This window comes from Subtercola sp. RTI3, from assembly GCF_035018625.1.
In the GTDB taxonomy this organism is placed as follows: Bacteria; Actinomycetota; Actinomycetes; order Actinomycetales; family Microbacteriaceae; genus Subtercola; species Subtercola vilae.
In genome coordinates this window covers 1-14,449 of the sequence record NZ_JASJXO010000072.1, presented here as the reverse complement: position 1 = coordinate 14,449, position 14,449 = coordinate 1, and the positions used below count along the sequence as shown (strand labels likewise).

The 14,449-nt window shown below is 61.7% G+C and carries 12 protein-coding genes and 3 pseudogenes; 8 read left to right on the top strand and 7 right to left on the bottom strand.

Features of this window, described 5'->3' with window-relative positions; translation table 11 throughout:
• The 4 genes from QN358_RS17645 to QN358_RS17630 form a co-directional block, all read left to right on the top strand.
• Positions 1–484, top strand: a 484-nt coding sequence (locus QN358_RS17645) for a transposase (RefSeq protein WP_323513130.1), incomplete at its 5' end; no start/stop codon positions are given.
• A gap of 171 nt (positions 485–655) precedes the next feature.
• The gene (locus QN358_RS17640) at positions 656–1,174 is read left to right on the top strand and encodes a GntR family transcriptional regulator (RefSeq protein ID WP_323513129.1); all 519 of its coding nucleotides are present in this window, start codon (positions 656–658) and stop codon (positions 1,172–1,174) included.
• Positions 1,156–2,088, top strand: a complete 933-nt coding sequence (locus QN358_RS17635) for a PLP-dependent aminotransferase family protein (RefSeq protein ID WP_323513128.1) — start codon at positions 1,156–1,158, stop codon at positions 2,086–2,088. The genes QN358_RS17640 and QN358_RS17635 overlap by 19 nt, the downstream gene beginning before the upstream one ends.
• Positions 2,089–2,463: 375 nt before the next feature.
• Positions 2,464–2,940 (top strand): ATP-binding protein, encoded by a 477-nt coding sequence (locus QN358_RS17630; protein ID WP_323513127.1) that lies wholly within the window; start codon positions 2,464–2,466, stop codon positions 2,938–2,940.
• A gap of 186 nt (positions 2,941–3,126) precedes the next feature.
• Here QN358_RS17630 and QN358_RS17625 read toward each other — a convergent pair whose 3' ends face one another.
• The 7 genes from QN358_RS17625 to QN358_RS18955 form a co-directional block, all read right to left on the bottom strand.
• A complete protein-coding gene (locus QN358_RS17625; RefSeq protein ID WP_323513126.1) occupies positions 3,127–4,116 on the bottom strand; it encodes a LacI family DNA-binding transcriptional regulator in 990 nt (329 codons plus the stop codon).
• Between the two features lie 36 nt (positions 4,117–4,152).
• Entirely contained in the window at positions 4,153–5,031 is an 879-nt protein-coding gene (locus tag QN358_RS17620; protein ID WP_323513125.1) for an endonuclease/exonuclease/phosphatase family protein, read from the bottom strand.
• On the bottom strand, positions 5,031–5,924 hold the full coding sequence (locus QN358_RS17615; RefSeq protein WP_323513124.1) for a hypothetical protein: 894 nt from the start codon (positions 5,922–5,924) through the stop codon (positions 5,031–5,033). The genes QN358_RS17620 and QN358_RS17615 overlap by 1 nt, the downstream gene beginning before the upstream one ends.
• Positions 5,921–7,663, bottom strand: a complete 1,743-nt coding sequence (locus QN358_RS17610; protein ID WP_323513123.1) for an ABC transporter permease — start codon at positions 7,661–7,663, stop codon at positions 5,921–5,923. Before QN358_RS17610 ends, QN358_RS17615 begins: the two co-directional genes overlap by 4 nt.
• Entirely contained in the window at positions 7,651–8,673 is a 1,023-nt protein-coding gene (locus tag QN358_RS17605) for an ABC transporter ATP-binding protein (protein ID WP_323513122.1), read from the bottom strand. Before QN358_RS17605 ends, QN358_RS17610 begins: the two co-directional genes overlap by 13 nt.
• Positions 8,673–9,746 (bottom strand): extracellular solute-binding protein, encoded by a 1,074-nt coding sequence (locus QN358_RS17600; protein ID WP_323513121.1) that lies wholly within the window; start codon positions 9,744–9,746, stop codon positions 8,673–8,675. Before QN358_RS17600 ends, QN358_RS17605 begins: the two co-directional genes overlap by 1 nt.
• 339 nt (positions 9,747–10,085) lie before the next feature.
• Positions 10,086–10,298: a hypothetical protein gene (locus QN358_RS18955; RefSeq protein ID WP_416352024.1), complete on the bottom strand. Its 213-nt coding sequence runs from the start codon at positions 10,296–10,298 to the stop codon at positions 10,086–10,088.
• An 8-nt stretch (positions 10,299–10,306) separates the two neighbouring features.
• On the opposite strand from QN358_RS18955, the pseudogene QN358_RS17595 reads away from it, so the two are divergent.
• From QN358_RS17595 to QN358_RS17580, 4 genes and pseudogenes are all read left to right on the top strand, one after another.
• Positions 10,307–11,151, top strand: a pseudogene (locus QN358_RS17595) (IS256 family transposase); the annotation flags it as partial.
• A 247-nt stretch (positions 11,152–11,398) separates the two neighbouring features.
• Complete coding sequence (locus QN358_RS17590; RefSeq protein ID WP_323513120.1) at positions 11,399–12,700, top strand: IS110 family transposase; 1,302 nt, start codon at positions 11,399–11,401, stop codon at positions 12,698–12,700.
• A gap of 100 nt (positions 12,701–12,800) precedes the next feature.
• Positions 12,801–13,298: pseudogene (locus tag QN358_RS17585) on the top strand (transposase); the annotation flags it as partial.
• A 70-nt stretch (positions 13,299–13,368) separates the two neighbouring features.
• Positions 13,369–14,382: pseudogene (locus QN358_RS17580) on the top strand (IS256 family transposase); the annotation flags it as partial.
• Between the last annotated feature and the right edge of the window lie 67 nt (positions 14,383–14,449).

Below are 14,449 nucleotides of genomic sequence, written 5' to 3'. Positions count from 1 at the left end.
AAGCGAACACATCACTGGCCGCCTCGTGGTGCGCCGGATACCGGAGCTGAACAAGAAAGACCTCGAGCACCCCACCCTCTTTGACACGCACCGCTTCCACGCGTTCTTCACCACCAGCGACCTGCCCACAGTCGCCGCGGACAAAACCCACCGCGCTCACGCGGTCATCGAGCTCGTCAACGCGGACCTGAAGAACAGCGCCCTCGCGCACCTGCCCTCCGGCAGGTTCACCGCGAACGCCGCCTGGCTGGTCCTGGCCGTGATGGCCTTCAACCTCACCCGCGCCGCAGCGACGATCGCCGGCGCCGGCCTGACCAAAGCGACCACAGCCACCATCCGCCGGAAACTCGTCACCGTCCCAGCCAGAATCGCATCGTCCGCCCGACGCATCATGCTCCACCTGCCCGAGCACTGGCCCTGGGAAACCGCGTGGACCGCCCTGTTCCGCCACAGCACCGAGCGCCCCCGACCCGCGCCCAGCTGACGACCAGCCCCCGACCCATCGACCAGGACCACGAGTGGAACACCACGAGCAGCGAGGCTCAGCACTCAATAACGCCCCAACGCGCTCCAACCTCTCAAATCAGAAAACGCCGCCCAGCCTCAGCCGATCGGTGGATTGAGGTTAAGAGCCAATGCTGAGATAGTGGCCTGCATGAACCGAACTTTGTCAGGGCCCCGCACCGCCACCCTGCTCGGTGACTTTCCCTCATCTCCCGCTTACCGGGGTTTGGCCGAGGGCCTCCAGCGGTTGATCGATGACGGTCGGATCCCAGTCGGCACTCGGCTGCCGAGCGAGCGCGACCTCACAGCTGCCCTCGGAGTCAGCCGCACGACGGTAACCCGGGCGTACCAACTCCTTCGGGAGGCCGGATATGCCAGCGCACGGCAGGGCTCGGGAACGCTGGCCGCGCTTCCGGTCGCTCGGGGTCACCGCGGCGACCACTTGCTCACGCCCGCTGAAGCCGGCGGTGACCACCTCGACTTGACGTGCGCGGCCACCGACGCACCGGCCGGGATGTCGGCGGCCTACAAGGCGGCTGTGGCCGACCTGCCGTCCTACCTGGGGGGCAACGGCTACTTCCCTTCTGGGCTACCGGCGCTACGGGAGGCGCTGGCCGCCCGCTTCACGGCCCGTGGGTTGCCGACCTCCCCGTGTCGCAGATCATCGTGACGGCCGGCGCCCTCGGCGGCCTGGCAATCGCGGCACGGGCGGTGACCGCCACGGGAGACCGGGTGCTCATGGAGAATCCGACCTACCCGAACGCGATCGCCACCCTGCAGCACGCAGGGTGCCGGATCGCCGGTGTGGACGTCGATCTGAACGGCTGGGACATCGGCTCCATAAGCGCCGCCCTGCGCCAGGTCGCGCCGCGAGCGGTCTACCTGATCCCCGACTTCCAGCACCCGACCGGAGCTCTGATGCCCGCGGAGCAACGGGCCGAGCTCGGTGCTGCCTTGCGCGCCTCCCGGACGGCGGCGCTCATCGACGAGTCGATGGTCGACGTGCCACTGGAGCAACAGACGATGCCGGCCCCACTCGGCTGCTTTGTGGCCGACAGCATCACCATCGGCAGCGCGAGCAAGAGTTTCTGGGGCGGCTTGCGGATCGGGTGGCTCCGCGTCCCCGACTCCCGTTCCGCTGCTGTCATCGCGGCGCGCCTCTCGCTGGATCTCGGTGCCCCAGTTCTCGAGCAGCTCGTCCTGCTGCAACTGCTCGAGTCGGAGAACGAGATCATGACCTGGCGACGAGCCCAGCTGAGGGCATCTCGAGACGCTCTCGCAGCAGCGTTGCGGGCCGAGCTGCCGTCCTGGACTGTGACCCCGCCCCGAGGCGGGCTCGCGATCTGGGCCGAGCTTCCCGAGCCGGTCTCGTCGACTCTTACCTCCGTCGCCGAGCGACACGGCGTCCTACTGGCTTCGGGACCGTCATTCGCACCTGAGGGCGGACTGGAGCGCTACCTGAGATTGCCTTACGCGCTTCCCCAGGCGTCCCTGGTCGAGGCGGTTCGACGCCTCCGGCTCGCCTGGAACGAGACCCTCACGAACGGCACCCGGTACCCGGGCCGACGCGCCCTCGTGGCATAGCTCCGGCGACCGCCCAAGCCAAGGACAAGATCCGACGGCTTCGATCGGCTTTCGACCGGTTGGGCTACGAGCTCGACCCGGGCGACGCGGTCCGGGCGAAGGTCGCCGACAACCTCACCGGCACGGAGTTGACCGAAGCGCTCCGAGCCTAGGTTGACCGCATCAACCGCAACCCTGACGATGCGGCCCTGCAAGTCGGCACCGGCAAGGATCTCGACGAGGCGGTCGCGCGCCACGTGCTCGAGCAGCGTTATGAGACCTACCCGACACGCGGCCAAGGAAGCCGCTTCCCCTACACGCTCCCCCAGGCCTTTACGGTGCTGGGCAGGTCAACGCCACCGGCGCCCGTTCCGATGCCGGATCCGCGACAAGGGCGTGGAGCAGGCCCTCTTCCAACTGGCGATCGCGGTCAACTGCCTCCGCAATGAGGTCGGTACGGGACACGGGCGACCCTCGCCATCACAAACGACCGGCCTCGAGCAAGTCCGCGACTTCTTCGACCGGCACCACTTGGGCGTCATCCTCATCGGAATGCCCGGCATCGAGAAACGTCTCGCCCGCTACCCGCAGCTCTACAGCCGCATCGGTTTCGCCCACGAATACCGACCGCTGACCCCCGACGAACTGACCGCGGTCCTCACGCGGCGCCTCCCGGACGACGCCGAAGCGGACGACGGCGGGATCGCCCACGCCACAGCGATCGCGACGATCGTGCGCATCACGGGCGGGAACTTCCGACTCGTAGACCGCCTTGTCACCCAGATCGAAAGAATTCAGTCCCTGAACAAGCTCACGGAGCTGACGCCGGAGGTCGTCGACGCAGCCCGCGAGTCCTTACTCATCGGCCACTAACCGGCGCGATAAATCGGCCACTTACCGTCGCGACTCACAAGGAACGACTTTGGAGCGAACGAATCATCTTGAGACGTCTCGTATCCCTAGAGTTATAAGAATAAGTCCTAGCGCAACACCTCCTCTTATCTACGGAGCAGGCCTAGCCTCGCGTGCTCCGAGACCTGCGCGTATCCAGAGGAGCTGCTAGAGCGTTCGTCCTCGAAGCAGCCTTCCCTCGACTCCTTGGTGTCGAGGTGGGCTGCTGGGATCGTCCAGGCGCATCAGCGTCTGAGTCACCGCCGCCGTAGCCATAGCGGGTAGATCTTGTCGCCAGGTTGTTAGTCCGAAAAGTGCATTCGATATTTGGCCGATTCCGTCATATCCAGTCAACGCGACGTCGTCCGGAACGCTAATACCCCATTTATCGAGGAGCGTCCACGTCGCGACAAGTGTCGGATCGTTGGGGCACATAATAGCGGTGACTTCTCCGGTCAAAGCGCGAAGACTTGATTCGTCGGGGCCATCCGACTCGGGGTCGCACCGAATGACATCGGCGGAAATACCGAGTCGTGCGAGTTCTCGACGGAGTCGTTGGCTTCGGAGACTGAGGGTTGATGATCGATTTCGTGGGTAGGTGACAACTCCGACGCGGCGGTGGCCTGCTTCGGAGACAAGCTTTGCCAATCCGACTGTTCCAGCACCGTCGTCGGTGACGGATCCGATGATTCGTGATGTGGAGCTGGGCCCGATAAGCGTGGTTGGCACTTGCGTTCCGACCGCTTCTATCGCTTTCATCGAGATTCGTCCGGAAGCGATGATGATCGCCTCCGGACGCAGCCCGAGCAGACCTGTGAGTGTTTCTTGTGCGCGCTCGGGATTGTTGGTGGCACCGGTAAAGGCGACACGGTAGCCGCTGTCTTCAAGTTGTGTTTGGATCTCGGCGATCAATTCGGCATAAAAATCGAGTCTGACGGTCCGGACGACAATACCGATCGTTTTTGTTGACGCAGACTTCAGGGCGTGTGCGCGGAGGTCTTTCACATAGCCCAGGTTTTGTGCGGTTCGTTGGACGAGCTCTCGGACTACATCGGTGACACCGGGTTGCCCAAGGAGTGCCCGGCTTGCCGCAGACTTGGAGACTCCGGCTGCGGCGGCAACGTCATAGATCGATGCGCGATCAGGAGACGAGGTCAAGAGTCCGGGGCGGGTGTGCAGAAGAAAATTGTCGGGTCATATCTCGTAGTTCACCACAATTCCGAGGTGGTCGCTGGGCCATTGGCCGCCCGCGTGTCCGGGGTCACCAACCGTCCAGGCGTCGTTCACTGTCATATTTCCGCGGACGAACTGGAAATCGAGCGTGTAGTCAGGGTGCGCGCTTCCGCCTGGGTGTTTGGCTAAGGTGACGTCTCGGTAGGGGGCGGGGTTATCAGCGATGAGCGGGTTCCGGTCTAGAATCGTGGAGCCGGATCCGAGGCGGGGTGCGGCATGCCACGCATCGCTCCACCCCTGGTGCATTACGGCCTGGTATTCGGGCCCGTTTGGCACGAAGTTGAAATCGCCGCCGAGGATGCTCGCTGACGTCTGCTGCCTGGGGATGGTGAGAAAGTCGTTGAGGGCTTGAAGCTGGCGTAGCCGAAGGGCCACGCTGTCCGCGATCGACGGGTCTCCTTGCATAGGACCGGCGTGACCGTTCCTACTCTGCTGTGCCGCTAGCCGGTAGTCGGCGTCGAGACCCATCCGACCGGCTAAATGCGTGTGCCGCAGGTGGGTAGAGGTCAGTTGAATAAAGCATTCCCCCTCGGTCCACGTGCCGCTCACCGCCCAGTATCGATGGTCGTCGTTAGCGGCAGGGAGTTCCGATACAACCGACCCGGTCATTGGTACGCGGGTGAGGAGTGCGGGAACCGATGTCGCATCATCGGAGTCGACATCGGGTACGGCGGTGACGTGCAGTCCGGTTCGCTGCGCGACTTCGTCAGCATGCTCGGGGCTGCTTTCTTGAAGCATGACAACGTCCGGAGCAATGTGAGTGATTACTTTACTGAGCGAGCCAATCCGAGAAGATCGGTCCCGGTGGAGAGTGTTCCAGGTGAGAACGCGGAGATGCATCAGGTGGACCTTCCGAATGGACTTGTAAGGGGGGTGGTGCGAAGGTAGCTGCGATCGTCGGGTGCGTTCTTGCCTGGCACAACGGTTTTGGCGAAATCGCGCAATTCGTTTACCCCCGCGGGATCGTGATTGATGGCGGTGCGGAGATGTTCCTCGGCCAACTGCAGGGCAGATTCGGCGGCGAGATACCCGTCGGAGGCCAACACGACAACTGTTGCATCAGGAATGTGGTGCACCTCGAGGAACCGATCGGGCACATTTGTTCCGTTGAGAACTCCGTACCCATATGCGACGTCCCGGTTTGCCAAGGCGGGCTGCAGTTTCAGGAGAGGTGCAGCGGCCGCTAGCCCAGGATCCGTGGTGAGAATCTCGGTGAGCGTCATCCCGTCGGCAAGGTGTGCCGCATTGATCGCGGCCCGGAACTGAGCGAGGGCATCGTCGACGTCTTTGTGGGCCGGCAAATGCTGCTCACCGATCCTGATGTGAACGTCACCAACCCGCCACACCTCCATCCGGGTCAGCGACAGGATCGCTGCGACAGCTCCGCTGGGACCCGGATGTTCGGTGTGAATCGACATCTGAGCAGTGGAAATAGCATTGATCGCGTCGCGGGCAGTGGCATTCGCCGGGAGATCCACCAACGTTCTGGCGGCAACTTCAGCGAAGGCACGACCGGACCCCAGACTGCCTGCCGCGCGGAGTGGGCTCGACATCCCATCGAAAACTGCAAGGAAGTAAGGAGTGACCGCCAAGATGTCTTCGCTGGGTAGGTCCGGGTCTTTGCCGCTGACGAACGCTTCAGCAAGTTCTGTGGGGAAAGATCCAGTTTTCATCAGTGCCGTCAGGTCTGTGTGAGCAGCGATCGGGGTCGTACGTGCGAGATAGTCGCTCATCGCCCGGCTCCGATTGCACGGTTGGAAGCGCGACGTGCCATCCGGTCTGCGGTCAGGACCATGACCAGGGCGATGCTGGTGCTGATGATGACGTAGGCGGTAGTGATGCCCACGAGCTCTGGGTCCTGGGTTGCAGCGAGGGTACCGAGGGCAACACCGAACGGGGTGGCGTTGATGTTGAACAGCAGGACCGAGACGGTGTAGTCATCGAATGTCTGGTTGAAGCTCAACGCGGCGACTTGCAATATCACGGGTGCCAGTAGCGGCAAAGTGATGGTCATAAACCTGCGCCCTGCGCCGGCTCCGAGGGACCGGGCAGCCTCATCAAGGGAGGGATCCATGCTGAGATAGTCGGCGCGAATGAACCGCACCACAGTTGGTAACAGCACCACCGTGTAGGCCAAGGGCAGAATCCAGAACGTTCCGACAAGTACCGTTCCTCCGAGCAGGAATGTGGCCGAGCCGAAGGCAGTAAGAAAGCCAAGCGCCAGGAGCACCCCGGGTAGAAAGTAGGGAAGCAGGAGTGATGTTTGCACCACGGTGGAGACAGGGTTACGGCGCCGGACGGTGAGGTGCACAAACGATATCCCGAGCACCAGTGCCAACGGAATGGCGATGGCGCATAAAAGCAATGAGTTCAAAAGCGGCTGGAGCTGGGCCGATGACGTGAAAACTGACACGTAGTTGCTGAATGTCGGCGGAAGACTGATTCTGCCTTGCCTGATGGCAGAAGTCTCCGAAAATGACAGCAGGAGCGTCACGACGAGCGGGGCAAGATTAATGGCCGCAAGCACAATAGCGACGAGGTACAGCATGAACCGTGCGGAGCGGTGCGTGATGCGGATTCGCTCGAACGGGCGGGACGATTTTGAGGCAGCAAACAGGTTCGCTTTTTTCTCGGCCCGCAGGACAACAACGAGGAGCGCGGCGGTGAGAAGACCAAGACCAAGTCCAAGCAGCGCTGAGAGGTCGGGCCGGCCAAGGCCGGTGAGTGCTTGAATGAGCGGGCCGACCATCTCGAACCGGCCACCACCGAGGATGTTAGGGGCCGCGAAGGACCCGAGCGAAGCAATGAACACCATCAACATTGCTGCTAACAGGGTCGGCCGAAGCACCGGCAGGACTACAGAAACGAGCGCTCGGATCGGGCCGAGCCCGAGCGATCGGGCAGCTTCAACGAGAGAGAAGTCGATTCGTCGGATCGCCGGGCGTAGAAACAAAAAGTGATAGCCCGTCATCGTGAACGTGTGGATCACCAGGATTGCGGGTAATCCCGTGAACCAGTTCTCGGGAATCTCAGGGACAACAGAAACCAAAAACTGGGTCAAAATCCCGTTTTGCCCGTACACCGTCGCGTAACCGCTGACGGCCGCTACCGATCCAAAGACCAGAGGCACAGCAAACGCCGCGGTGAAGAAAGTCCGTCCTCGGAGTTCGAAAGCATCAAGAAGGAATGCCTGCGTCACACCCACGATCGTGACGGTAACAACGGAGATTATTGCGACGACAACAGTGTTGAGAACCGCTGTTCGAACCCGAGCTGAGGAAACCAATTGCTGGATGCTGTCTGCGCTGGAACCCGCTGGGGGAAAGAGCGCCGCTTTGACGATGCTGAGGTTTGGCCAGTACAGGAATGTTACAAGAAACCACGCAAGGACAAGGACCAAGACAATGAGCCCAATCCGCCCACCCAGGCGCCGTTTGGTGCGTGTTACCTCGACATCCGTTACGACAGCCACAACACGTCCTCCTTCGAAATATGGCAGTCAACACGCGAACCGGCCGGGAACCTGCGTGCCGCTGCGGAGGGCAGCAACACGTTCAGTGATGTGTCTGCGATCGTGACAACGCATCGGGTGAGGGGTCCAAGGAATGTCTGTTTTGTCACAATTCCCGAAGCGCTGAACCCATCCGGTGCTCCGCTAACACCCGCACTGATGCATACTGCTTCTGGTCTGACGTGGCTGTGAAGCCCGGTGGGGACGGGCATTCTGAATGCGTTGGCGAGAGGGCCGTCTAAGACGGTCGATTCACCGACGAAAGTGCATACGTATTCGTCGGCTGGTTGCCTATACACGTCCTGTGGTGGTGCGAGTTGAGCGAACGCTCCCCCGCGCATCACGGCGACCCGGTCGGAGATGCTTAGCGCCTCGTCTTGGTCGTGGGTGACGTAGATCGTGGTGATGCCGATCCGGTCATGGAGCGCCCTGATCTCGTCACGAAGGCGCGTGCGAAGAACTGCGTCAAGGTTTGACAGCGGTTCGTCCATTAACAAGACGGAGGGCCGTGTCGCGAGGACCCGGGCAATTGCCACGCGTTGCTGCTGCCCGCCCGACAAGCGGGCTGGCATCGCATCGGCATGCTCGCTCAGCCCCGTGACGTTCAGTGCTTCGCGCACACGATCCCGAACTTCCTCCCGCGGGAGTCTTTGCACCCGCAGACCGAACGCCACATTGTCGAACACGCTGAGATGGGGGAAAAGGGCATAGCTCTGGAAGACGAATCCGAGTTTTCGGTCTTCTGGTGGCATGCGGGTCACATCGCGACCTTCTACGGTGATTTGTCCACCCTGCACGGGAACGAGGCCGGCGATAGCGCGGAGGAGAGTTGATTTCCCGCAGCCGGACGGGCCAAGAAGAGTCAAGAATTCGCCGCGGTGCACGTCGAGCGACAGATCCGTGATGGCAGTTTTGTCGCCGTAGGTGACTGTCAGATTATCGATGAGGACGCCGGGGGTGCTTTCAGCCATCAGTTGCCGCCGAGCTGAATCTTTTGCAGCCAGTCTGTGAGGTGCGTGGTGACAACACCCCAGTCGATGTCTTGCTTAGTGATTGAAGCTAGAACCGTCGCTTGAGTTCCGAGCTGCTTGACCGCATCCGCGTTGACAGGGGTGTCATTGTTCGTCGCCGTCACAAACGGCACCTGGAATTCAGCTGAGCCGAACATGTCGATGAACGCCTTAGCGGCGGATGCTTCGGCGGAGTTTTTTACCAGGCCGACACCGGTCTGAACGTAGGGGGAACCGCCATCCGAGTTGACGATCTGCATCGTCAAAGAGTTGTCCTTTTCAGCTGTCTGAAGACCGCCGAGGTAGGTCACAACGATGGGCTGGGCGCCGCTTGCGACGGTACCGTAGTCGAACTTCTGACCAGGCGAGACCTGAACAGAATTAGCCATGATGGCCGACAGGGTCTGCCAACCCTGGTCCGTAACGTCGCCAGTCGTGTGGTCAGCGAACCGCCACAAGATACCGACCGCGGCCGCCTGACCTGTCTGGCTAGTGATTGCCGGGAAGGTGAACTTGTCTTTGTATTCCGGCTTCGCTAGGTCGACCCACGACGTCGGAGCATCCGAGGAGGACATTTTGTCGGTGTTGTACGCCAACACAATAGGAGTCTGTGTGGCAAGGGTGAAGTCCCCGTTCGACCCACGAAGAGCCTCCGGTACCGTTTCCGCCCAAGACGGCGTGTACGGCTCGAAGATTCCTGCGGATGCGACCTGGTTCATCTGCGCCTCGCCCAGCCCCAAGACGACGTCGGCCTGGGTGTTGTTCTTCTCAGCCAAAAGCCTGGTCGTCAGATCACCACCACCACCAGACACAAAAGTGACAGTGATGCCGAGCTGCTTCTCTGCCTCTGCCGCAATGTACGGGCCACGCGTGTCCGCACCCTGAGGCGAATACACCACAATTGTGCTGCCCTTAACCGGCGCGGAAGACGCCGAGGATGACCCCGAAGGTGAAGACGAGCAGCCGGCGAGGAGACCGATGAGTGCGGCGCACCCGACGGTGCCAAAAGCGATGGCACGGAATGTGGATTTCATGAGACCTCCAAGGTCAACGAGTGGGGTGAATTTCATCTTTGATTCACGATACGAACAAGCTATGAACAAAATATGGCTGCTAAGCCAACTTATTGGGAACGATCCCATGGGATCAGTCCCAAGTCAAGAGCTGAATGGGGCAGTCCTGATCGGACGTTCCCGTGCGCACCTTTGCTCCGGTGAAGAGACGAGAAATGCCGGACTCCGGCGTAGAGGCGTCCGTGAGGTTACGGTCTCGTCTTCGGAGCCAACTGAGCAGAAAGAGGCGTGTGGAACTTCAAAGGCCCAAATTTTCAACAGCACCGGGGACTCATTATGGGAACGAAGAGACTGAACGGACTAAATTTCGGAATCGATAGCCCACCACCGGCCCGAGGTAACTTTTGGGTCCAGTGAGATGCGTTGGACTGCCAATTCGAGGGCGGTCGTATCGGTTCCCCGACCTGTGACACCAGCGCGAAGAGTCCTCGTCTGAGAATTCTTCCCCGTACACACATCGAGAGATCGGAGGGTATAACGGGTCTGTACGATTTTCGGTGTAACTCCTGGCAAGGAGGAACATGATGACCGATGTATTGGAGGACGTGCTGGAGGACGAAGCCGTGGCGACGGTGAAGCAGAATGACGTGGTCGATGGGCGGCTCGTGGAGCAGCTCATCGGTAGGGCCCGCGAGCAGGGTGTCGCGTTGACCGGGGAGGGTGGTCTGCTGGGTCAGCTGACGAAGCTGGTACTCGAGTCGGCGCTGGAGGGCGAGCTGACCGATCACTTGGGTTACGACAAGCACGAACGCGCCGGTGCGGTCACGAATGCCCGGAATGGGTCGCGGACGAAGACGGTGCTGACCGATATCGGGCCGGTCCCGATCGAGGTCCCACGGGACCGGGAAGGGTCGTTCCAGCCGCAGATCGTCAGGCGGCACCAATGCCGGCTGACCGGTGTCGATGAAATCGTGCTCTCATTGTTAGCGTGCGGGCTTACTCATGGTGACATCAGCGCCCATGTGGCGGAGGTGTACGCTGCCGAGGTGTCAAAGACCACGATCGGGGCGATCCCCGACCGGGTGATCGAGGGCATGACCGAGTGGCAAAACAGGCCTCTTGATCCGGGGCGGTGTACCCGGTGGTCTTCATTGACTGTATCCATGTGAAGATCCGTAACGGGCAGGTCGCTAACCGGCCCATCTATGTGGCACTGGCGGTCACGGTCGATGGGAACCGTGACATCCTCGGCCTCTGGGCTGGGGACGGTGGTGAGGGTGCGAAGTACTGGTTGCATGTGCTCACGGAGCTGAAGAACCGTGTTGTGAACGATGTTTGCATGGTCGTCTGCGACGGCCTGAAAGGCCTGCCGGACTCGATCGGTTTGGTGTGGCCGGAAGCGATCACTCAGACCTTATCCATCCACAATAGGAGTGGCCGGATGTTCCGGTCGGTCACCTGCGCCGTGGCGGTCAGGACCTATTCAGACCTGTCACCTTCGAGGTCCACATACAGACCCGTTCGACCGCCGCGGGGCAGAATCGTGAATCAGCCAGCGGGAGTAGCGACACCAAGTAGGACGGTGATTGCCGAGATAAGGTTCTGACGCGAGGCTGCCACGCATCACCGGTACCGGGTGGATTCTTGAAAATCAGGAAGGACACCACAGCCTCATGGCTCAACCACACCACCACTCCAACATCACCGATGTCTTCGCCGGCATCGATTGGGGCGGCTCGTTCCACCAACTCTGCCTCATCGACTCAGACGGCAACACCGTCCTTCAGCAACGATTCACGCACACCGTCGACGGTCTGAACGACCTCTGCCAGGCGTTGCGAGCACCCTCAGGTGTTGTCCGTGCCGCGATCGAGAGAAGCGAGGGCCTCCTCGTTGAACGTCTCCTCACCCTCAACATCGAACTGTTCTCGATATCGCCGAAGATCTCAGCGAGGGCCCGGGAACGATACCAACTCGCCGCGAAGAAATCCGATGCCTTCGACGCATTCGTGCTTGCCGACACTCTCCGCCACGAACACTCGCACTGGCGCCCGCTGCTACCCGCATCCCCAGCGCTGATGCAGCTGCGCGCGGTGATCCGGGACCGCGAACGCGTCATCCGCAACCAGCGCGATCTAGAAAACCAGCTCCGCGCCACAATGGAGGCGTACAACCCCGCCGTACTCCACCTCTTCTCCACCTTGGACCGGAACATCTCTTTGGAGTTCATCCACCGCTACCCGCTGCCCGCGCAGGCCGCCCGGGTCAGCCACAAACGGATGGTCAGCTTCATCACCCGAGAGCACTACTCCGGCCGGACACCCGCCGAGACGCTCGTGGAAAGAATCCGGCCGCACCTGCTGGCCGCAAGCGATGGCACCAATCAGGGCAAAGCGTTCACCGCGACCCGGTTCGCACAGCAACTCCAGCTGCTCAACCAGCACGTCAGAGAATATGACAGCGAGATAGACCGACTCCTCGCCCTGCATCCCGACACTCACATCTTCACCAGTTTCCCCGGGATCGGTCCCGTGACCGCCGCGACACTTCTTGCCGGGATGGGCGAAGACAGGGCCCGGTTCCCGTCAGCGGCGGCGCTGCTCGCCGAAACCGGACTCGCCCCCGTCACGAAAGCATCAGGCCGCACCCGGCAGGTCCGGTTCCGTTACGCCGCGAACAAACGCATGCGACACATGATCGACTGGTGGGCCTTCGTCGCCGTCCGCGAAGACCCTCACTGGTCAGGCGTCCTCTACGAAACCGCGCGCTCCAACGGCCAAGCACACCACCGCGCACTCCGCGGCATCGCCGCCCGCTGGGTCCGGATCCTCTGGAAATGCTGGCACGACAACACCCTCTACGACCCCGACCAGCACCCCCACCGCCGCGACGCACTCACCGCCATCCAGCAAAAAGAGCTGGCACCTCCCTCCGTGCCCGACCGCGGTGGTTTAGCACTCACGACCGCCAGCTGACGCCAACCACACACGCCACCGGACTGGGAGCAACGGCCAGCCCGGACTCGGCCGCGCCCACTCGCAAGAACCAAAAATCACTACCAGGTTGACAGCGGGAGTCTGTGTCATCCATTTGCTGCGGAACACGTTCCGGCTCGCGTCCAAGCAGGACTGGGACGCGCTGAAACGTGACGTGAAACCGATTTACACCGCACCATCACCGGCTGCGGCCAGGGTCGCACTCGATGACCTCACCGAGAAATGGGGCACGAGATACGGCGCGATCATCCGGTTATGGGAGTCCGCGTGGGAAGAATTCACACCATTCCTGGCGTATGACCTCGAGATTCGTACCGTGATTTGTAGCACGAATGCGATCGAGTCGCTGAACGCGAGATACCGGCGCGCGGTCCGAGCACGGGGTCATTTCCCTACCGAGCAGGCCGCGCTGAAGTGCCTGTATCTTGTCACTCGTAGCCTTGACCCAACCGGTCAAGGCCGCACCCGATGGACGATGCGCTGGAAGCCCGCGCTGAACGCGTTCGCCATCACCTTCGCGGACCGGGTTGCGTCCAATAGCGTGGTGTATAGGATCGCGGTGAGCGTGTCGTCTTGAATGGCGACGGTCACCGGGTGATCCTTCGAGAAGTACCTTCTAAAATCCCTCTCGAAAAGGAGACACCGCGATGACCGTCGCACCTAGTATCGACCCTGCCCGCTTCCTTCAGGAACATCTTGAGCAGGCCTCTCCGGGTTTGCTGCGCGACATGCTCAGCACCTTCATCAACACTCTGCTTTCCGCTGACGCCGACGCGGTATGCGGTGCGGCCTACGGCACTGTGTCCGACGACCGTACGAACCGGCGCAACGGGTACCGGCACCGTGACTTCGACACCAGGGCGGGCACGATCGATGTCGCGATCCCGAAGCTTCGGCAAGGTAGCTATTTCCCGGACTGGCTACTCGAGCGGCGCCGCCGCGCGGAACGTGCCCTCACGACGGTCGTAGCGACCTGTTACCTGCTCGGGGTATCGACCCGGCGGATGGAGAAACTCGTCGACACCCTCGGTATCACGTCATTGTCGAAATCGCAGGTATCAGTGATGGCGAAAGAGCTCGACGAACACGTCGCCGACTTCCGCAGCCGACCGTTGGACGCCGGCCCGTACACGTTCGTCGCCGCGGACGCGTTGGCAGTGAAAGTGCGTGAGGGCGGCCGGGTCGTGAACGTGTCCGTGATGATCGCGACCGGTGTGAACGGTGACGGGCACCGCGAGATCCTCGGCCTGCAAGTCCCATCAGCTGAGGACGGCGCCAGCTGGTTGGCTTTCTTCCGCGACCTCACCGCCCGCGGCCTGACGGGTGTGAAACTCGTCATCTCAGACGCACACCAGGGTCTTGTCGCCGCGACAGCCGCGACCCTGCCAGGGGCTGCATGGCAGCGCTGCCGTACCCACACCGCCGCGAACCTGATGAGTGCGACACCGAAGTCGTCGTGGCCATGGGTGAAGACCTTGCTGCACTCGGTGTACGACCAGCCCGACGCATCATCGGTGCACGCCCAGTTCGACCGGCTCCTGGACTACGTCGAAGACAAACTCCCCGACGCGCACGACCACCTCGATGCCGCCCGAGCAGACATCCTCGCCTTCACGTCGTTCCCGGAAGGGCTCTGGCAGCAGATCTGGTCCAACGAACCCGATATCTGTTAACCGGTTCTCGGACGACACGTTCGGTCTGATGCTTCCGATGACGACGATTCCGTGG

Excerpts from the sequence above, each read along its gene's own strand:
- QN358_RS17640 (WP_323513129.1), top strand. The coding sequence starts at position 656 with ATGAACCGAACTTTGTCAGGGCCCCGCACCGCCACCCTGCTCGGTGAC.
- QN358_RS17620 (WP_323513125.1), bottom strand. The coding sequence starts at position 5,031 with ATGCATCTCCGCGTTCTCACCTGGAACACTCTCCACCGGGACCGATCT.
- QN358_RS17615 (WP_323513124.1), bottom strand. The coding sequence starts at position 5,924 with ATGAGCGACTATCTCGCACGTACGACCCCGATCGCTGCTCACACAGAC.
- QN358_RS17605 (WP_323513122.1), bottom strand. The coding sequence starts at position 8,673 with ATGGCTGAAAGCACCCCCGGCGTCCTCATCGATAATCTGACAGTCACC.
- QN358_RS17600 (WP_323513121.1), bottom strand. The coding sequence starts at position 9,746 with ATGAAATCCACATTCCGTGCCATCGCTTTTGGCACCGTCGGGTGCGCC.
- QN358_RS17590 (WP_323513120.1), top strand. The coding sequence starts at position 11,399 with ATGGCTCAACCACACCACCACTCCAACATCACCGATGTCTTCGCCGGC.